At 60.1% G+C, this 18,741-nt stretch carries 17 protein-coding genes and 4 tRNA genes; 11 read left to right on the top strand and 10 right to left on the bottom strand.

The annotated features are described in order from the left end of the window. The first annotated feature begins 88 nt into the window (after positions 1-88). Entirely contained in the window at positions 89-697 is a 609-nt protein-coding gene (locus tag ACB040_RS03710) for a TetR/AcrR family transcriptional regulator (protein WP_371153286.1), read from the top strand. 11 nt (positions 698-708) lie between these two features. Continuing rightward, positions 709-2,112, top strand: a complete 1,404-nt coding sequence (mdtD, locus tag ACB040_RS03705) for a multidrug transporter subunit MdtD (protein ID WP_371153284.1) — start codon at positions 709-711, stop codon at positions 2,110-2,112. Here mdtD and ACB040_RS03700 read toward each other — a convergent pair. The 3 genes from ACB040_RS03700 to folB all read right to left on the bottom strand — a co-directional run bounded on the left by ACB040_RS03700 (position 2,084) and on the right by folB (position 3,579). Beyond that, positions 2,084-2,572 carry a YbaK/EbsC family protein gene (locus tag ACB040_RS03700; protein ID WP_371153282.1) on the bottom strand — a complete coding sequence of 163 codons (489 nt, stop codon included), beginning with the start codon at positions 2,570-2,572 and terminating at the stop codon, positions 2,084-2,086. The two genes, mdtD and ACB040_RS03700, sit on opposite strands and share 29 nt — an antisense overlap. Before the next feature lie 126 nt (positions 2,573-2,698). Continuing rightward, on the bottom strand, positions 2,699-3,208 hold the full coding sequence (folK, locus tag ACB040_RS03695; protein WP_371153280.1) for a 2-amino-4-hydroxy-6-hydroxymethyldihydropteridine diphosphokinase: 510 nt from the start codon (positions 3,206-3,208) through the stop codon (positions 2,699-2,701). Further along, positions 3,208-3,579 (bottom strand): dihydroneopterin aldolase, encoded by a 372-nt coding sequence (folB, locus tag ACB040_RS03690; protein ID WP_371153278.1) that lies wholly within the window; start codon positions 3,577-3,579, stop codon positions 3,208-3,210. The genes folK and folB overlap by 1 nt, the downstream gene beginning before the upstream one ends. A gap of 157 nt (positions 3,580-3,736) precedes the next feature. On the opposite strand from folB, the gene plsY reads away from it, so the two are divergent. The 6 genes from plsY (at position 3,737) to ACB040_RS03660 (ending at position 6,091) form a co-directional block, all read left to right on the top strand. Continuing rightward, complete coding sequence (gene plsY / locus ACB040_RS03685) at positions 3,737-4,399, top strand: glycerol-3-phosphate 1-O-acyltransferase PlsY (RefSeq protein WP_371153276.1); 663 nt, start codon at positions 3,737-3,739, stop codon at positions 4,397-4,399. A gap of 47 nt (positions 4,400-4,446) precedes the next feature. Further along, positions 4,447-4,522, top strand: a tRNA-Phe gene (locus ACB040_RS03680). Between the two features lie 52 nt (positions 4,523-4,574). Beyond that, a tRNA-Thr gene (locus ACB040_RS03675) sits at positions 4,575-4,650 on the top strand. Between the two features lie 3 nt (positions 4,651-4,653). Further along, positions 4,654-4,729 (top strand) — tRNA-Phe (locus ACB040_RS03670). An 8-nt stretch (positions 4,730-4,737) separates the two neighbouring features. After that, positions 4,738-4,813, top strand: a tRNA-Asn gene (locus ACB040_RS03665). A 105-nt stretch (positions 4,814-4,918) separates the two neighbouring features. Next, complete coding sequence (locus ACB040_RS03660) at positions 4,919-6,091, top strand: hypothetical protein (RefSeq protein ID WP_371153274.1); 1,173 nt, start codon at positions 4,919-4,921, stop codon at positions 6,089-6,091. Between the two features lie 76 nt (positions 6,092-6,167). On the opposite strand, the gene ACB040_RS03655 is transcribed toward ACB040_RS03660, so the two are convergent. Continuing rightward, complete coding sequence (locus ACB040_RS03655) at positions 6,168-6,860, bottom strand: B3/4 domain-containing protein (protein ID WP_107684302.1); 693 nt, start codon at positions 6,858-6,860, stop codon at positions 6,168-6,170. A 445-nt stretch (positions 6,861-7,305) separates the two neighbouring features. Here ACB040_RS03655 and ACB040_RS03650 point away from each other — a divergent pair, with 445 nt between their 5' ends. Then, the gene (locus ACB040_RS03650; RefSeq protein WP_371153272.1) at positions 7,306-7,761 is read left to right on the top strand and encodes a hypothetical protein; all 456 of its coding nucleotides are present in this window, start codon (positions 7,306-7,308) and stop codon (positions 7,759-7,761) included. Positions 7,762-7,835: 74 nt separating this feature from the next. On the opposite strand, the gene argH is transcribed toward ACB040_RS03650, so the two are convergent. The 5 genes from argH to argC form a co-directional block, all read right to left on the bottom strand. Beyond that, complete coding sequence (argH, locus tag ACB040_RS03645) at positions 7,836-9,221, bottom strand: argininosuccinate lyase (RefSeq protein WP_371153270.1); 1,386 nt, start codon at positions 9,219-9,221, stop codon at positions 7,836-7,838. A gap of 210 nt (positions 9,222-9,431) precedes the next feature. Next, positions 9,432-10,667: an argininosuccinate synthase gene (locus tag ACB040_RS03640; protein WP_033115910.1), complete on the bottom strand. Its 1,236-nt coding sequence runs from the start codon at positions 10,665-10,667 to the stop codon at positions 9,432-9,434. Between the two features lie 56 nt (positions 10,668-10,723). Continuing rightward, the gene (locus tag ACB040_RS03635) at positions 10,724-11,635 is read right to left on the bottom strand and encodes an ornithine carbamoyltransferase (RefSeq protein ID WP_371153268.1); all 912 of its coding nucleotides are present in this window, start codon (positions 11,633-11,635) and stop codon (positions 10,724-10,726) included. 25 nt (positions 11,636-11,660) lie between these two features. Further along, positions 11,661-12,464, bottom strand: coding sequence for an acetylglutamate kinase (argB, locus tag ACB040_RS03630; RefSeq protein ID WP_371153266.1), 804 nt, complete (start codon positions 12,462-12,464; stop codon positions 11,661-11,663). 22 nt (positions 12,465-12,486) lie between these two features. Next, positions 12,487-13,494 carry an N-acetyl-gamma-glutamyl-phosphate reductase gene (gene argC, locus ACB040_RS03625; RefSeq protein ID WP_021231253.1) on the bottom strand — a complete coding sequence of 336 codons (1,008 nt, stop codon included), beginning with the start codon at positions 13,492-13,494 and terminating at the stop codon, positions 12,487-12,489. A gap of 271 nt (positions 13,495-13,765) precedes the next feature. On the opposite strand from argC, the gene argE reads away from it, so the two are divergent. After that, complete coding sequence (gene argE, locus ACB040_RS03620) at positions 13,766-14,911, top strand: acetylornithine deacetylase (protein WP_204419750.1); 1,146 nt, start codon at positions 13,766-13,768, stop codon at positions 14,909-14,911. Positions 14,912-15,142: 231 nt separating this feature from the next. Continuing rightward, complete coding sequence (ppc, locus tag ACB040_RS03615; RefSeq protein WP_115522987.1) at positions 15,143-17,776, top strand: phosphoenolpyruvate carboxylase; 2,634 nt, start codon at positions 15,143-15,145, stop codon at positions 17,774-17,776. Between the two features lie 371 nt (positions 17,777-18,147). On the opposite strand, the gene ACB040_RS03610 is transcribed toward ppc, so the two are convergent. Then, a complete protein-coding gene (locus ACB040_RS03610) occupies positions 18,148-18,723 on the bottom strand; it encodes a hypothetical protein (RefSeq protein WP_323918780.1) in 576 nt (191 codons plus the stop codon). Between the last annotated feature and the right edge of the window lie 18 nt (positions 18,724-18,741).

Below are 18,741 nucleotides of genomic sequence, written 5' to 3'. Positions count from 1 at the left end.
CATCATCCTCTGGTTGACATAACATCAAATCACACCGGTGAGTCTAGTTTTTCGAAACTAGACTGTCCAGTTTGATTGTGGAGGAAAAATGAACATTTCACCCCGTAGTCAGCAGAAGCGGGCTGCGATCCTCGATGCTGCCGGGCGGCTCTTCTGTCAGCACGGTCTGCATCTGGTCAGCATGGACATGGTGGCCAGTGAAGCGGGCGTCTCCAAGCAGACGGTCTACAGCCATTTTGCCAACAAGGAGTCGCTGTTTGCCGAAGCGGTGGGCAGCAAGTGCGTCAGCAGTGAGCTGATGCCGGAGGTGTTGCTGCGTGGCAACAACGTACGGGAGAGCCTGATTGCCTTTGGTCGCAGCTTTCGCAAGTTGATCCTGAGCGATGATGCCATCAATATCTTTCGCACCTGCATCAGCTGCAACGATGTCCAGCTGGCCACCCTTTTTTTCGAGGCGGGCCCGCTCTATGTGACCAAGATGCTGTCCAACTGGCTGGAGCAGCAGAAGCAGCAAGGCCTGCTGTGCCATCAAGACAGCGAACAGGCCGCCTTGCAGCTGTTGCTGATGTGGCAGGGCAAGGAGCGAATGCTCCGTGAGCTGGGTCTGCCGTTGACCCAGAGCGCTGCCGAGCAGGATGCCTGGACCCTGAGTTGTGTCGATCTCTTCCTGACCGCCGCCGCTCCCCCGCAAAAATAATGGAGGTGGCAATGAGCCACACAGTGACAGATGCCCAGCGCAAGTGGCTGCCCCTGCTGGCGGCGGTCGGTTTCTTTATGCAGGCACTGGATGGCACCATTCTCAACACCGCCCTGCCCAGCATGGCCGAGACGTTGGGGGAGAGCCCGCTGCAGATGCAGTCGGTGATCATTGCCTACATGCTGACGGTGGCGCTGCTGATCCCGGCCTCCGGCTGGTTGGCTGACAGATTCGGCACCCGTCGCATCTATCTGGCCGCCATCTCGCTCTTTACCCTCGGCTCGCTCGCCTGTGCCGCCTCCAATTCCCTCTCCATGCTGGTGGCCGCCCGGGTGTTGCAGGGGATTGGCGGCGCCCTGCTGATGCCGGTGGGACGGTTGGCGGTGCTGCGGGTCTATGACAAGCACGAGCTGCTGCGGGTGATGTCGTTTGTCACCATTCCGGGGCTGCTCGGCCCGTTGATGGGGCCGGCGCTCGGTGGCTGGCTGGTGGAAGTGGCGAGCTGGCACTGGGTGTTTCTCATCAACCTGCCGGTGGGGCTGCTCGGCTTTATCGCCAGCTGGCACTTTATGCCGGAGCTGCGGCAGCAGACCGCCCGGTTCGACTGGCAGGGCTTTGTGATGTTCAGCGTCGGCATGGTGCTGGTGTCGGTGGGCTTGCAGGGTCTGGGGGAGCACAGCATCTCCACCGGTTGGGCGCTGTTTGCGCTGATCTTCGGCTTGGCGGCGATGGCGAGCTACTGGCTCTATGCCGCCAATGCACAGCAGCCGCTCTTTAGCCTGAGCCTGTTCAAGACCACCACCTTTGCCATCGGCATCTGGGGCAACCTGTTTGCCCGCCTCGGCAGCGGCGCCATGCCGTTCCTCACCCCGCTGTTTCTGCAACTGGGGCTCGGTTTCTCCCCGAGCAAGGCAGGGATGACCATGATCCCCACGGTGATTGGCGCCATGCTGACCAAGACGCTGGTGAACAAGCTGATTCCGAAGGTGGGCTATCGCCGCATTCTGATCGGCAACACCCTGCTGCTGGGGGCGATGATCGCCAGCTTCTACTTTATCGACAACCAGCTCCCCTACGGGGTCTTGCTGGGCTGGCTGGCGATCTTCGGCGCCATCAACTCGCTGCAGTTCTCCGCCATGAACACTCTCACGCTGCAAGATCTCAGCCCGACCCTGGCCAGCAGTGGCAACGGTCTGCTCTCGGTGGTGATGCAGCTCTCCATGAGTTTGGGGGTGGCGATTGCCGCCAGCCTGCTCGGGCTCTTCTCGGCGGGTACCTCAGCGGCCAACGGCCAGTGGCTGGCCGGGTTCCATCTGACCTACCTCTGTGTCGGGCTGCTCTCCATGCTGGCGGCGCTGATCTTCGCCCAGCTGGCGCGCGATGGGGCTACGCCATCGGGGCGGGCAGATAGCTGACTTGGCAGGGGAGCTGCGCCAGCACTTCGGCCAGATGCTCGGTCGCCAGCAGAAAGGTCTGCTCCGGGTGGCCCGGAGTCCAGGTGAAGGCGGTGTGGTTGAGCAGTTGCGGATCCACCAGTAGCGGAATATCGGCGCGGGGCAGGAAGGGGCAGACCGCCCCCGGCAGGCAGCCGATCTCCGCCTGCATCTCTTCGGCGGTGCAGATGGAGGGCTTGACACCGAGTGCGGCCTTGACTGCCTTGTTGTCGAGCCGTCCGTCCCTGTGGGTCAGCAGCAGGGCGAAGCGGCCATCCTTGAACTTGAGAAACAGGGTCTTGCTGAACTCCGCCTGCCAGCCGAGGCGGGCTTTGACCTTTTCATCAGTGGCGTAGTCGAGAATGGGTTCATGCTCATAGCGCTGGTGGGGCAGTTCGGCCAGCAGCTGGCAGTTGAAGTGGTGAATGGTATCGAGTGGCATGGGGTTCTCCTGTAGTGGGCGCTATCCTGCCAGCCTCGCAGGGTCAGGCCCAATGACACTTTCTTATCCGTGATAAGCAACCCTGTCTGTGGAAACAACAAGGGCGCCGTGAGGCGCCCTTGCGGATCAGTGATGCTGCAATTCGCACGCTTCCCAGTGAAAGGGAATGGGGCACAGCTGCTGGGAGGTCTTGTCATAGGCCTGCCACAGCTCGCCCATGGTGCGGCCATCGACGGGGTGGCGCAGTTTGGGGGCCAGCTCGGCCAGCGGCCATAGCACGAAGGCGTTGGTGAGCACTTCACCGCGCGGCAGCACCAGCGGGGTGTCGCAGACCAGATCGCCATAGAGCAGCAGGTCGAGATCCAGTGTGCGCGGGGCGAACTTCTTGGCATCCGGCTCGCGGCCGTGGGCGAACTCCATGGCCCGCAGTCGCTGGCAGACGGTGGTCAGCGGCAGATCGGTCTTGGCAGCCGCCACCAGGTTGTAGAAGGGGCGGCCGTTGAAGCCGACCGCTTCGCTCTCGAATACCCGGGAGACCCGCAGCTCGCCAAATTCGGCGTGCAGGGCATCGAGTCCGGCACGGATATGGCGATCCCGCTCGATGTTGGAGCCGAGGCTGATATAGATGGTGGTCATCAGTTGCTGCTCGCGGCCGGGGTGCGATGGCGCAGGATCTCGACACCGACCCCGGCGGCATTGGGTACGGCGCCCGGCTTGGTGAGGGTCACCTTGACCCACAGTACCCGCTCGTCGGTCAGAACCAGCATGGCAACCTGCTCGGCCATGGTTTCGACCAGTTCGACCACCTTGCCGGTGACATGGGCGCAAATCTTGTTGGAGAGGTCGGCATAATCCAGTGCCAGATTGATGTCGTCGGTTGCTGCCGCGGGGCGGTTGTCGAACCCCATCTCGAGGTCAAAACGGAGCTTTTGGCGAATGCCCTTCTCCCACTCATATACACCGATGGTGGTCAAAACTTCGAGTCCGCGAATAAACACCTTGTCCATGACTGTACTTCTTCTTTACTCTTGATGGGCTGTGATGACAGCGCAGGGATGCTGGCCGGGCAACAGGCTTGCCGAGGCGCTCTGGGTGGGCATGGGCCCATGCCAGCGTATGTGGCCCGCATCATACCCCATTCATATCGTGGTAAAAACGACCAAGATGACGGCCCTGACGATTTTGATGATTATTCTGGCCTACCTGGGTGGTTCACTATCCAGTGCTGTGCTGGTCTCCCGTTGCACCGGTCTGCCCGACCCGCGGGATCATGGCTCCCACAATCCGGGGGCAACCAATGTGCTGCGCCTCGGTGGCCGTATGGCGGCGCTGGTGGTGCTGCTGCTCGATGTGCTCAAGGGCACTGTGCCCGTCTATCTCGCCTGGTATCTGCAGATCAAACCCGTCTACCTCGGCTTTATCGGGGTCGCCGCCTGTCTCGGCCATATGTACCCCATCTTCTTTCATTTTCGTGGTGGCAAAGGGGTTGCCACGGCACTGGGCACCATGATGCCCATCGGTTTCACCATGGGGGGCGCCGTGATTGGCACCTGGCTGCTGGTGCTGCTGGTGAGCGGCTACTCCTCGCTGGCCTCCATCATTACCGTGCTGCTGACGCCGCTCTTTACCTACCTGCTCAAACCCGAATATACCTTGCCAGTCTCCCTGCTCTCCTGCCTCATCCTGATCCGCCATCACGAGAATATCTCCCGCTTGCTCAAAGGAGAGGAACCCAGAGTCTGGGGGCGAAAAGGCGCGGCCTGTGCCGAAGAAGTGGTAGAAATGGACGATGTTGCGCAAAAAAGAGACGAACGAGACAAAAAGTGAAATTTCCCGTTGACCATCCGCCTTAAAATCCGTTTAATAGCGCCCACGCCCAGATAGCTCAGTCGGTAGAGCAGGGGATTGAAAATCCCCGTGTCGGCGGTTCGATTCCGTCTCTGGGCACCAATTTTGGTGCCATGAAATAAAAAATTTGTTCATGCACAATGGTTTAAAGTGTGCCGGCTTAGCTCAGTAGGTAGAGCAACTGACTTGTAATCAGTAGGTCACCAGTTCGATTCCGGTAGCCGGCACCATTTGCCCAGATAGCTCAGTCGGTAGAGCAGGGGATTGAAAATCCCCGTGTCGGCGGTTCGATTCCGTCTCTGGGCACCAATTACAATTCCTCCTTAGTTCAGTCGGTAGAACGGCGGACTGTTAATCCGTATGTCACTGGTTCAAGTCCAGTAGGAGGAGCCAATTCAAAAAGCCCTTGTCGCAAGACAAGGGCTTTTTTCTATTTGGCGCAGCCATTTTTTAACCATAAAAACAACCACACACGCACAGATGAACCGCAGGATAGATATGGAAAATCATGTAGTTATAGAGTCAAAGGGGCGACTTGCCGCCATGCGAAACTGGATGGAACCCGTGCTGGTACTGCTTATTCTTGGCAGCCTGTTCGGTTACCTCGGCAGCCAGATGGGCCTCTCTGCCATGGTCAACACCCTGTTCAATACCGCCCACCAGCTGCTGCTCAATACAGTGCTCTTTATCATGGGGATTACGGTGCTCTCCGGTGCCCTGAGCCAGCTCTTGAGCGAGTTCGGGGTGATCCGCCTGCTGGAAGTGCTGCTGGCCCCCCTGATGAAGCCGGTGTTTCGCCTGCCCGGTCGCACCGCGCTGGCGGCCCTGATGACTTTCTTCTCCGACAACCCGGCGGTGATCAGCCTCGCCAAGGACAGCCGCTTTCGCAAAGGCTTCACTCCGTGGCAACTGGTGTCGCTGACCAACTTCGGCACCGCCTTCGGCATGGGGCTGATCGTGGTGACCTTTATGGCCACCTTGCAGCTGCCGAGCGGTGAATCCACCGCCAGCGCGGCGCTGATCGGGCTGCTGGGTGCTCTGGTGGGCTCGGTGGTCTCTACCCGATTGATGCAACGGATGATCCGCCCACTGGTGGGGGAAGTGCTGAACGATGACGCTGTATCGTCCGACGGCCGCAAGGTAGGGGTGACCAAAGAGGTGGCTCCCGGCTGGCTGAGGATCCTCAACTCACTGCTCGATGGCGGCAAATCTGGCGTGGAGCTGGGGATGGCGGTGATCCCCGGGGTGCTGATCATCAGTACCTTCGTGATGCTGCTCACCTTCGGCCCCGGCGACAAGGGCTATACCGGCGAAGCGTTTCAGGGGGTAGCCCTGCTGCCAGTGCTGGCCGCCAAGGTGAGCTGGCTGTTTGACCTGCTGTTCGGCTTCCAGCAGCCGGAGCTGGTTGCCTTCCCGGCTACCTCCCTCGGTGCGGTTGGTGCCGCCATGTCACTGGTGCCGCCTTTTATTGCCAAAGGGTGGATCACCGGTAACGAGGTCGCGGTGTTTACCGCCATGGGGATGTGCTGGAGTGGCTTCCTGAGCACCCACACCGCCATGCTCGATGCCCTCGGCTATCGCCACCTCACCTCCCGCGCCATTGTCGCCCACACGGTCGGCGGCTTGTGCGCCGGGGTGGCGGCTCACCAGCTCTATCTACTGCTGGGCTGAGCAGGGTGAAAAGAGAGAGGGGCGCTGTGGCGCCCCTCTCTGTATCTATCGGTGACGAGTTGGCTCGTCCTTCTATTTACTCAACATCGCCGAACAGGCTCTGTGTGATCACCGCTTCCGGCATCATCTCCCGCAGTCCGGCGACCAGTTTTTCCCCCGCCTCATGCAGCGCAGCCAGCGGCATCTCGGGCAGGCTCTCCAGAATAAACCACATCTGGCCCGAATCGACACTGAGTCGGGTACGCACACCCTGCCGCCAGTTCCAGCGCCGACAGGTGACCCCCTTGTCATCCCGCCAGACCACCTCGCCGGGTTCCGGAGATTCGTGTGCGGGCTCGCCCCCCTTCATGGTATCGAACTGCTCGCTGCCATCGGCTACCACCAGTCGCGGTAGTCCCTCATAAGCAAGCAGGTTTTCGCCCCCCACCGGAATGGCGTAGCGGATACTGATGGCGTTGTAGAGATCGACCACGGGATCGATGGCGGGCAGGTTGCCGTCGCGGGCGACCCGCTTTCTCAGAGCCTCGGCGGAACAGGGAGTCCGCTGCGGCTTGGCGCCAAATTTTCTGAACAGCTCGCCCCAGGCGGCGAGATGCGCCTCTGCCCACGGCACATCGGCGGTCAGCATGGCGGTGCAGGCTTCATCAAGGGCGCGCGCCCCCACGTTCGGGTCGACCACGGCGGCGGCCTGCACCGTGATGCTCAAAGCGCGAAAGCCGGGAGCCAGCTGGCTGACTTCGGGGGAGATATAGGGGGTGATCAGGGACATAGCGACTCCATAAACGAAAGAGGCAGGAAGAAGGCGGCTGCCGGCCAGCATTGCGGTGACGGCAAATCCGGTTTGAGAGCCATCTTGCGCGAACATATTAGATAAGAAAATTCACATGATCTTAATAGCCATAAGTTTCATGAATGAAAAATGACGTAATCGAGGGGATGGCGGGCATGTACCGGCATATAGCGAAGAGGAGCCCTGCCGCCTCCGGTTTGCTGCGGCAATGCCCCTTTGCCGCTTCGATCTGCAGCGGCAGCCGCTGGCCGCTCGGCTCTCTTGTGATGACCTCAGCCGCAATGCCCACTAACACAAGGCGGCGATTCAAATCACTCGGTGGCTCAATGGGTTGGTTTCGCCCTGTGCTGTTCACTAAATTTTGGCCCCGCTTATGCACTCCTCTTGGCAACACAATCAAGGGTCGTTGTCGCGGAGAGATATCATGATCAGCAGCCTGTTTCCCCTTGCCTCGATCGCCCTCAAGCTGGGTAGCCAGCTGCTTGGCAGCAGTAGCAAACCCCAGCCCGTGCAGCCTGCCGTACAGGAGGAGCACCTCGCCCCGACCGTCCAGAGTTTGTTCCAGCGACTCGGCATCAAGGATGCCAATAGCGAGCAAAATCGCGCTGCCATCAACCACTTTATGGGTGAGCTGATGCAGACTCTGGGGCAGGAAAATAGCGGTCAGTCACTCCCAGCCGCCATCGATAGCGCCCGCAACCAGCTGGCGAGCGGCACCCAGAGTACCCGCCTCGATGTGCTGCAAAGTGAACTCGATACCCTCAAGGATTCCCTCGGTGCCAGCAATCTCAACCTCGACCAGCTGCTCGGAGCCTTTAAACAGACCCTGCCCAATGGCAAGGGGGAGGGGGTGGGCAAACTGCTCAATGCTAGCGCGTGAACGGCGGTGAGCAATAAAAAACGGCAACCGAGGTTGCCGTTTTGCTTTCTAGTTCGAATGACAAGCCGGTTGGCTTAACCCACCCGTTTGGCCAGCCACTGTTCGGCGGCAGTGAGGGCCGCTTCTACCTGCTCGCGGGCGACGCCGCCTTTGGCGACCCGTTTGGCGAGGGTCGCTTCCAGTTCCAGATTGGGGTAGACGTCGAACTCGATCACCGGGCTGAAGCGCTGGAACTCGCCGATGGAGAGCTCCTCCAGCGGTTTGCCCACACTGATGGCAAAGACCACGGTTTCGCCGACGATATGGTGCGCTTCACGGAATGGAATCCCCTTGGCCACCAGATAGTCCGCCAGCTCGGTGGCGTTGGCGTAGCCGCCCTGCGCCGCCGCCATGGTGCGCTCGCCATTCACCTTCAGATCGATCAGCACCAGCGCCGCCATATCGAGGCAGTCGTGCCAGGTGTCGAGGGCATCGAACAGCCCCTCCTTGTCTTCCTGCATGTCCTTGTTGTAGGCCAGCGGCAGCGCCTTGAGGCTCATCAGCATGCCCATCTGGGCGCCGACCACCCGGCCGGTCTTGCCGCGGATCAGCTCCAGCGCATCCGGGTTCTTCTTCTGCGGCATCAGCGATGAGCCGGAAGTGACCGCATCGGAGAGCTCGACAAAGCCCGCCTCGCCGGTGTTGTAGAAGATAAGGTCTTCGGCAAAGCGCGACAGGTGGGTCATGGAGAGGGACGCCACGTGCATCAGTTCCACTACGTGATCCCGATCGGAGACCGAATCCAGACTGTTGCGGGTGGCGCCGGCAAAGCCCATGTCGAGCGCCAGCGCTTCGCGGTCGATGGCGTAGGCAGTGCCCGCCAGCGCGCCGCAGCCGAGCGGGCTGGTGTCGAGACGTTTGAGGGCATCCTGCAGCCGTGAGTAATCCCGTTCCAGCATCTCCACATAGGCCAGCGCCCAGTGGGCGAAGGTGACCGGCTGTGCCCGCTGCAGGTGGGTGTAACCGGGCAGCACCGCAGCCTGATTGGCGCGAGCGGAGGCGACCAGCCCCTGCTGCAGGGCGGTGATGGAGCCGAGCAGCAGCTCGCCCTGCGCCTTGCACCAGAGTTTCAAATCGGTGGCGACCTGATCGTTGCGCGAGCGGCCGGTGTGCAGCTTCTTGCCGAGATCGCCGACGGCGGCGATGAGCTGACTCTCGACCCAGGAGTGGATATCTTCGGCGTCCGAGCTCAGGATCTGCTGGGGATCCTGCTGCACCGAAGCGAGCAGTACCTCCATCGCCTGTTGCAGCTTGCCCTGCTCATCGGCGGTCAAGACTCCCACTTTCACCAGCGCGCGAGCCCAGGCCATGGAGCCCTGAATATCCTGCTCCGCCAGTCGGTAATCGAACCGCAGCGAATCGTTGAACTGCTTGAACCGGCTATCGGCTCCCTGACTGAAGCGTCCACCCCAAAGTGCCATACTGCTCTCCTTGAATGCGTTGTCGGCGGCGCCCTGGCCACCGAGCTTGAAATCGTGCCCTGTTTTTCTGCGAGCCTGTTATCTCACAGAAGCGGCCGAGGCGCTGCCGCTCTTGTCACACCCGCTGATGATGGGTCAGAGGCTATGCCCTCTGCCTGTAGAAGAGGGGGCCATGCCCCCTCAACGGAATCAACGGGTTATCGTGCTTGCTTAGCCGTGGGTGTGGTCGCCACCGATGGCCTGATGCTGTTCCTTCATGGCGCGGATCCGGCTGGCCAGGGTGTAGAGACGGATAAAGCCTTCGGCATGGCTCTGGTCATACACTTCGTCGGCGCCGAAGGTGGCGAAGTCTTCGGAGTAGAGGCTGTTCGGCGACTTCTTCTGCACCGCAGTGACCTGACCCTTGTACATCTTCAGCACCACTTCACCGTCCAGATCTTCGGCGATGGCGTTGGCAGAGGCGAGGATCGCCTTGCACAGCGGGGTGAACCAGCGACCGTCATAGACCAGATGGGAGAACTCGGCACCCAGCTTCTCCCGCCAGGCGCGGGTCGGGCGATCCAGTACCAGCTCTTCCACCGCGCGCAGCGCGGCGACCATCACGGTACCGCCTGGGGTCTCGTAGCAGCCACGAGACTTCATCCCTACCATCCGGTTTTCGGTGATGTCGATGCGGCCCACGCCGTGCTTGCCGGCACGCTCGTTCAGGGTCATCAGGATCTGGTGCGGGCTGAGCGGCTGATCGTCAACGGCCACCACTTCACCCTGCGCCACGGTCAGCTTGACGTACTCCGGCTGATCCGGTGCCTGTTCGGCCGGTACGGTCCACTGCCAGACCGCTTCGGACGGCTCGTTCCAGGTGCTCTCCAGCTCGCCACCCTCGGTGGAGATGTGCCAGGCGTTGGCGTCGCGGCTGTAGATCTTCTTCAGGGTCGCCTTGCAGGGGATGTTGCGGGTCTCCAGATAGGAGAGCAGATCTTCCCGGGAGCGCATGTCCCAGATCCGCCACGGGGCGATCACTTTCAGCTGGGGCGCCAGCGCGGCGACCGCGCCTTCGAAACGCACCTGATCGTTACCCTTGCCGGTGCAACCGTGGGAGATGGCATCAGCCCCTTCCGCCAGTGCCGCTTCGACCATCGCCTTGGCGATCACCGGACGGGCCATGGAGGTGCCCAGCAGATAGGTGCCTTCATAGACGGCGCCGGTCTTCAGGGTCGGGTAGACGTACTCTTTGACGAACTCTTCCCGCAGATCCTTGATGATGCACTTGGTGGCGCCGGAGGCGATCGCCTTCTGCTCGATCCCTTCCAGATCGTCGCGCTCCTGACCGACGTCGGCCACGAAGGCGATGATTTCGGCGTCATAGTGCTCTTTCAGCCAGGGAATGATGGCCGAGGTATCCAGTCCACCCGAGTAAGCCAGTACGATCTTGTTGATTCCGCTCATTTTACTTCTCTCCATGATGATTCGATAAAGGGTCGTGATTCAGGTTGAGTGTCGCGTTACTTGCCGCCGAGAAGGGTCAGCAACACGGCGTTCTGGATATGCATCCGGTTTTCGGCCTCGTCCATGATGAGGGCGGCGGGGCCATCCATCACCTGAGAAGTGATCTCCAGCTCCCGATGGGCCGGTTGGCAGTGCAGCACATGCTGGATGCCGGTGCGGTCGAGCAGGGCCTGGTTGATCTGGTAAGGCATAAAGAGGTCTTTGACCTGCTCCATCGGGGTGTTGTCGCCCATGGAGACCCAGGTATCTGTGTAGGCCACGTCGAACCCTTCGATATCCGCCACGTCATCGCTGATGTGGATGGTTGCCCCTGACTTGGCCGCCAGAGCCTGCGCCTGCAGGAAGATCTGGGTATCCGGGCCGTGGCCTTTCGGGCAGATCAGGGTGACGTCGGTGCCCAGAGTCGCCCCCAGCAGCAGCAGAGAGTGGCTGACGTTGTTGCCATCACCGAGGTAGGCAAGCTTCACCTTCGACAGGTCGTCGTAGTGCTCGGCAATGGTCATAAAGTCGGCCAGCCCCTGACAGGGGTGATAGAGGTTGCACAGGCTGTTCACCACCGGCACAGAGCCGTGTTCAGCAAGCTCGACCAGGGTCTGGTGATCGAACACCCGGGCGACGATGGCATCACACCAGCGCGACAGGTTGGCAGCGAAATCCTTCACCGACTCCCGCTTGCCCAGCGCGCCGTTCTGCTGATCCAGATAGACGCTGTGGCCGCCCAGCTTGGCGATGCCGATGTCGAAGGTGACCCGGGTGCGCAGGGAGGGTTTCTCGAACAGGGTGACCACGCTCTTGCCCGCCAGCGCCTGGCTGTACTTCTTCGGGTCGGCCTTCACTGCCTTGCCCAGCGCAATCAGCGCTTCAATCTGGGCTTTGTTCAGATCACTGTCTTTCAGAAGATGTTGCATCGGATATTCCTTGTTCCGGTGAGGATTAGAGGGCTACCTGATTGCCATCGGCAATCTTGACCAGAGTGCCGACCGCGCCGCCAGCCAGCAGCTTGAGCAGCTGATCCGGGTAGCGCCAGCTGGCGACACAGACCGGCTTGCTAAGGGTCTCGGCGGCGTGCAGGGCCGCTTCTACCTTGACCGCCATACCATCGCGGATCACCCCTTTCTCCATCAGATCCAGCGCGGTCAGCTTGTCGAGCTGGGGCACCAGCTTGCCCTTGCCATCGAGGATGCCGCTCACATCGGAGAGCATCACCAGATCGGCACCGAGTACCTCGGCAATGGCGGTGGCCGCCTGATCCGCGTTGACGTTCATCAGCTGCCCGTCGGCTGTGATGCCGATGGAGCTCACCACCGGCAGGAAGCCCTGACCGAGGATGCCTGCTACCAGCGCCGGGTTACCCGGTTTGCACTCGCCGACGGCGCCGAGATCCGGGTCGAGCTGGGTGACCTGACAGAGGCCGCCATCTGCCAGACAGAGCCCCACCGCCGGAATGCCGGTGGCGATCGCCTTGGCCATCATCTGCTTGTTGGCTGTGCCCGCCAGTGCCCCGGCAATAAAGGGGATCTGCTCGAACGGGGTCACCCGCAAGCCATTCTTCTTGGTGGAGGTGAGACCCAGCCCCTTGAGCAGGTCATCCACCAGACAGCCACCGCCGTGTACCAGCACCAGCGGGCGGTGCTGATCGTCGAGAAAGGTTTTGAGGGTGGCGAACAGGGCGGTCAGCGCCTCGTCGTTCTCGATAAGGGCGCCGCCCAGCTTGATTACCAACGTCTGTTTGTCCATGTTCGAGATCCTTCCTAAGTCCTTAAATCAGGCCGGTGGCCGGTTCAAAACCAAATTTGATATTTATGCACTGCATGGCTTGCGAGGCGGCGCCCTTGAGCAGGTTGTCGATGGCAGAGACCACCACCAGCATGTTGCCCTGCTGTTGCCAGGCAATGTCGCAGTAAGGGGTGCCCGCGACGCCACGGATGGAGGGCATCTGGCCGGTGAGGCGCACCAGCGGCTTGCCTTCGTAAGCCTTGAGGAAGGCCTGATCCACCTGGGTGGGGGTGACGCCGTCCGCCAACTGCACATAGATGGTGGCCAGGATACCGCGCACATAATTGCCTAGGTGGGGCTGGAACAGCACCTCCTTGCCGAGGTGGTGGCTGATCTCCGGCTGGTGTCTGTGATTGAAGGTGCCGTAAGGGTTGAGGCTCACTTCGCAGAAGCTAGTGTTGATGGCTGCCTTGCGCCCGGCGCCGGAAACCCCGGAGACGGCGTTGATGATGGGCTGCCACCCCTTGGCAATCAGGCCATCCTGCTGCAGTGGCTTGAGGGCGCACAGCGATGCGGTCGGGTAACAACCCGGCACCGCAATCAGCTGGGCGGTAGCGATGGCATCGGCATTCCACTCCGCCAGGCCATAGACGGCCTGATCCAGCCACTGCTCGCTGTCGTGGGTGAAGCCGTAGAAGCTGTCGTAAAAGCCCTGATCCTTGACCCGGAAAGCGCCGGAGAGATCGAACACCGGCAGCCCCTTGGCGAGAAACTTGGGTGCCAGCTCGGCGCTCACCTCGTGGGCGGTGGCCAACAGTACCAGATCTGCCTGGGTCAGGATCCGGGTCATGCCGTCGTCGTCCAGCGGCAGCAGCGGCTGATCGAGGGCGCCGACCCACTGGGGATGCAGGGAAGAGAAGCGCTTGTGGGCATCCTGACTGCCGGCGGAGACATAGAGGCCGAACAGCTTGAGTTGTGGATGGTTCTGTACCAGTGCGGCCAGTTCGGCTCCCGCGTAGCCACTGGCACCGACGATAACGGTGTTAAGCATGTTGAATATTCCAAGTCAGAGTTCGAGATTCACAGCATGACGCTGCAGTGCACAAGGGTGTTCGAGCGCCCCTTTGCACAAGTGCGGAGGGGCAATTCAGGCGGGTGTGTGTCGTCGGTTATAGATCAGGTGACAGAACATTAACTTTCCCTTACAACTAGAAGCCTTTGTTGATGAGCCAGATATTCAGGTAAAATTACAGAATATTCATGCACTCGCTTTGCATTTGTATTTTCTAACAGAAACATTCCGGGGACGCAAGGAGGAGCTGATGGCCAATCTGGATTTTTTTTCACTTTATAAGAATATTATTGCGATTCCCTCTATCAGCAGCACGGATCCCAAGTGGGATCAGAGCAACGAGGCGGTGATCCGGCTGCTGGCCGACTGGTTCGGTCAGCTCGGTTTTCAGTGCGAAGTGACGGCGCTCCCAGATCTGCCGGGCAAGTTCAATCTGGTGGCGACGATCGGTCAGGGGGAGGGCGGCTTGTTGCTGGCAGGTCACACAGATACTGTGCCGTTCGATGAGGGGGGCTGGAGCAAGGATCCCTTCAAGGTGACCGAAGAGGGCAACCGCCTCTATGGCCTCGGCACCATCGACATGAAGGGCTTCTTCGCCTTTATCGTCGAGGCGCTCAAAGAGATTGACCTCACCAAGCTGACCAAGCCGCTGCGTATTCTCGCCACTGCCGACGAAGAGACCACCATGGCGGGGGCCCGTGCCATCGCCGCCGCTGCCGAGCTGAAACCCGACTACGCCGTGATTGGCGAGCCGACCGGGCTGGTGCCGGTGGTGGCCCACAAGGGGCACATGTCGGAGGCGATCCGCATTACCGGCAAGAGCGGCCACAGCTCGGATCCCGCCAACGGCGTCAACGCCATGGAGATCATGCACAAGGCGATGGGGCAGGTGCTGCGCTTGCAGCAGGATCTGAAAGATCGCTATGCCGACCACCGCTTTGCCGTGCCGCAGCCGACCCTGAACCTGGGTTACATTCAGGGCGGTGACAGCCCGAACCGTATCTGCGGCTGCTGCGAGCTGCATATCGACCTGCGACCCACCCCGCAGGTGGGGCCGGAGGAGCTGATGGGGATGCTCAAAGAGGCGCTGTCGCCCATCGAGATCCACCAGCCGGGCTGTCTGCATCTGCAACATCTGCACGAGCCTATTCCCGCCTACGCCTGTGCCGACGACTCTGTGCTGGTGCGCGAAGCTGAGAAGGCGAGCGGCCGCGCCGCCGAGTCGGTCAATTACTGCACCGAGGCGCCGTTTATCCAGCAGCTTGGCTGCGAGACCATAGTGATGGGCCCCGGTCATATCACCCAGGCGCACCAGCCGGATGAGTATCTCGACCTCTCGTTCGTCAAGCCTACCACCTCGGTGTTGCAGCACCTGATCAGACGTTTTTGCCTGTAGCGGCAGCGGTGAAAGGGGCGTAAAAACTGTAAGTAAGTTACATAACAAGCCGGTTGTGGAGTGGTGATGGAAATACATGTTCTGAATCGGCCTGTTATTTGACCTTGCGCAGACAATCTGGGTAGATTGTCACCCTAAGATGACGGAGCATATGTTGTAATCGCACAACAATAAGTGAGGTCGTCTAGCACCCCGGATGGGTGTCAGGCACCAACAAGATAAGGATGTGGAATGAACGAAAAGTACGCCGCACTACGCGCCAACGTAGGTATGCTGGGTCAGCTGCTGGGTAAATCCATCAAGGATCATCAGGGTCAGGCCTTTCTCGACAAGATCGAAACCATTCGCCAATTGGCCAAGTCCTCCCGCAAGGGCAATGAATCAGACCGGGAACGTCTGCTCGATACCCTGCGCACCCTGAGCGATGATGAACTGCTGCCGGTGGCCCGCGCCTTCAGCCAGTTCCTTAATCTGGCCAACGTGGCGGAACAGTTCCACACCATCTCCCGTCGCTGTGAAGAGCAGGTCTGCACCCCGGATCCGCTGGAGCAGATGTTCGACAAACTCAAGGCATCCAACCTGTCACAAGAGGCCATCATTCAGGCCGTGCGCGAGCTGGATATCGATCTGGTGCTGACCGCTCACCCCACCGAGGTGACCCGCCGCACCCTGATCCACAAGCACGTGCAGCTCAACGACTGCCTCGAGGCGCTGGAGCTCTCCGACCTGCTGCCCCGCGAGCGGGACAAGATCCTCAATCGCATCGAGCAGCTGATCAATCAGGCGTGGCACACCAACGAGATCCGCGAACAGCGCCCGACTCCGGTCGACGAGGCCAAGTGGGGCTTCGCCGTGGTGGAGAACAGCCTGTGGCCTGCCATCCCAGAATTCATGCGCAATCTGGACGAGCGTCTGCAACACCATCTGGGTGTGCGGCTGCCGCTGGATGCCGCGCCGGTCAAGTTCACCTCCTGGATGGGCGGTGACCGTGACGGCAACCCCTTCGTTACCGCCAAGGTGACTGCCGAAGTGCTGGAGCTGGGCCGCTGGATGGCGGTGAGCCTGTTCTACAAAGACATCAAGGAGCTCACCTCCGAGCTCTCCATGTCTGACTGTACCGATGCCGTGCGCGCTCGCGTTGGCGATCACCCCGAGCCTTACCGTGCGCTGGTGCGCGAGCTGCGTGAAGCGCTGCGCGAAACCAAGGAGCACCTCACCGCCAAGGTGCAGGGCCAGGCGAGCGAGAGCCAGGATCTGGTCAAGACCACCGCCCAGCTGCGCGAGCCGCTGGAGCTCTGCTACCACTCATTGCACGCCTGCGGCATGGGCAACATCGCCGATGGCATGCTGCTGGATGTGCTGCGCAAGGTCGCCTGTTTCGGCATCCATCTGGTCAAGCTGGATATCCGTCAGGATGGCGAGCGTCACGGGCTGGTCTTCTCCGAGCTGACCCGCTATCTGGGTCTGGGTGACTACGCCGAGTGGAGCGAAGATGACAAGCAGGCCTTCCTGCTCAATGAGCTCAACTCCCGTCGCCCGCTCATTCCCCACGACTGGGAGCCGAGCGCCGAGGTGCGCGAGACGCTGGATACCTGTCAGGTCATCGCCGAGCACGACCCCGATGCGTTCGGTATCTACATCATCTCCATGGCCGGTGCGCCGTCCGACGTGCTGTCGGTGCAACTGCTGCTCAAAGAGGCGGGCTGCAAGTTCCGCATGCCGGTCGCCCCGCTGTTTGAAACCCAGGATGACCTGATGGCAGGCACCGCCGTGATGGAGCGCCTGCTCTCGGTGGACTGGTATCGCGGCTACATTCAAGGCCGTCAGTACGTGATGATCGGTTACTCCGACTCTGCCAAGGATGCGGGCATGATGGCCGCAGGTTGGGCCCAGTACGCCGCCATGGAATCCCTGGTGGGGCTGGCCGAAGCCAACAACATCCGCCTCACCCTGTTCCATGGCCGTGGCGGTACCGTCGGTCGTGGTGGTGCGCCTGCCCATCAGGCGATCCTCTCCCAGCCGCCGGGATCCCTGCGCGGCGGTCTGCGTACCACCGAACAGGGGGAGATGATCCGCTTCAAGTTCGGCCTGCCGAAAGTGGCGATCAAGAGTCTGGAGCTCTACACCAGCGCCGTGCTGGAAGGGAACCTGCTGCCGCCGCCCAAGCCGAAAGAGTGCTGGCGCGAGGTGATGGAACAGCTGGCCGCCGACTCCTGCGATCACTACCGCAGCATCGTGCGCGGTCATCCGGACTTCGTCCCTTACTTCCGTGCCGCCACCCCGGAGATGGAGCTCGGCAAGCTGCCGCTCGGCTCCCGTCCTTCCAAGCGCAAGCCCAACGGCGGCGTCGAGAGCCTGCGCGCCATTCCGTGGATCTTCGCCTGGACCCAGAACCGTCTGATGCTGCCGGCCTGGCTCGGTGCCCACAAGGCGCTGCAGCAGGCCATCGACGGCGGCAAGCTGGCGGTGCTGGAAGAGATGAGCGCCCAGTGGCCCTTCTTCCGCACTCGCCTCGAGATGCTGGAGATGGTGTTCCTCAAGGCGGACGTCTGGCTCGCCGAGTACTACGACACCCGTCTGGTGCCGCAGGAGCTGTGGGGCCTTGGCAAACAGCTGCGTCAGGAGCTCGCCGAATCCATCGAGGTGGTGCTGAAACTGAGCCCGCGCGGGGATCTGCTGGAGGATCAGCCCTGGATCAAGGAGTCCATCAAGCTCCGCAACCCCTACACAGACCCGCTCAACGTGCTGCAAGCCGAGCTGCTCAACCGTTCCCGCAACCACCCGGAGACCCTGCACCCCGAGCTGGACAAGGCGCTGATGGTCACTATCGCCGGTATTGCCGCAGGTATGCGTAATACGGGTTGATAAATATTACCAAACAGGTCTGAAATAAAAAGAGCGCATAATATGCGCTCTTTTTATGGCTATTTTATTTTGTCAGCTTCATTTAAATAGAGAGTTTTAAATCATCCTGAAAACTAATGGCTGGATGTAGAAAATTATATAGCAACCTAGTATTGCATCATCACAACGCACCAGAGTAGAACGATAGTTAGCCTTTAAAATAACTGTAAATACAATAAAGGTTAAATATATCCAGGCTGAGAAAGTGCCCGAGAAATAATTAAATAGTATTGAACCGCTTGAAATTAGTAGCAGTGCAATTCGATGGGCAAGGTTGTTGCTTAAAAGAAAGGGTGCTACAACGGCCGCTATCAATGTGACGATCATCATCACTAGTGACATGAGGCACAGCCACCGCTTGCTGCCAGGCCAGCACTGCCTGAAGCCATCATGCCTGCGACACCACTTCCCATGATGGGGCTTAACCTACCGGTAACGGCACCACCAAATGCACCTGCAGCAATCTCTCTCATGTTTGCATCAGGATTGTTGGCAATGACGCCCATCATCCCCATAACGGCCCCACCGCCTGCCCATACCAATGCGGGTGCCGCTCTCTTATTACGCTTGCTTTCATTTATATCTCTTATCACGATAAAGCTATCGTGCTCTATGCTGATAACTACCTTGGTTGAATTTGCGATTGTTGATATGGTATCGACATCAAAAAATTCACCAGGGTATATAACAGTTGGGTTTGAATTTTTGTCTTCTATTTCAATGTATCGACTCGAAAGGTTTAACACCGTGATGTTTTCTTTGTTGAAATTGATGCAATACTTTCCATCGGCATTAATAGAGTAATGTTCACCAGCGTGTAGTGTGTTGCAGTTACTCAATGGGCAAGTATTGGCATTGGCACTTGAAATACTGCACAGCAATAATGCTGTGGCCAAACAGAGCTTCATCCATTATTTCTCGAATGC

It is taken from the genome of Aeromonas sp. S11(2024), assembly GCF_041402345.1.
In the GTDB taxonomy this organism is placed as follows: Bacteria; Pseudomonadota; Gammaproteobacteria; order Enterobacterales; family Aeromonadaceae; genus Aeromonas; species Aeromonas veronii.
This window is presented reverse-complemented; position numbering and strand designations above follow the sequence as displayed.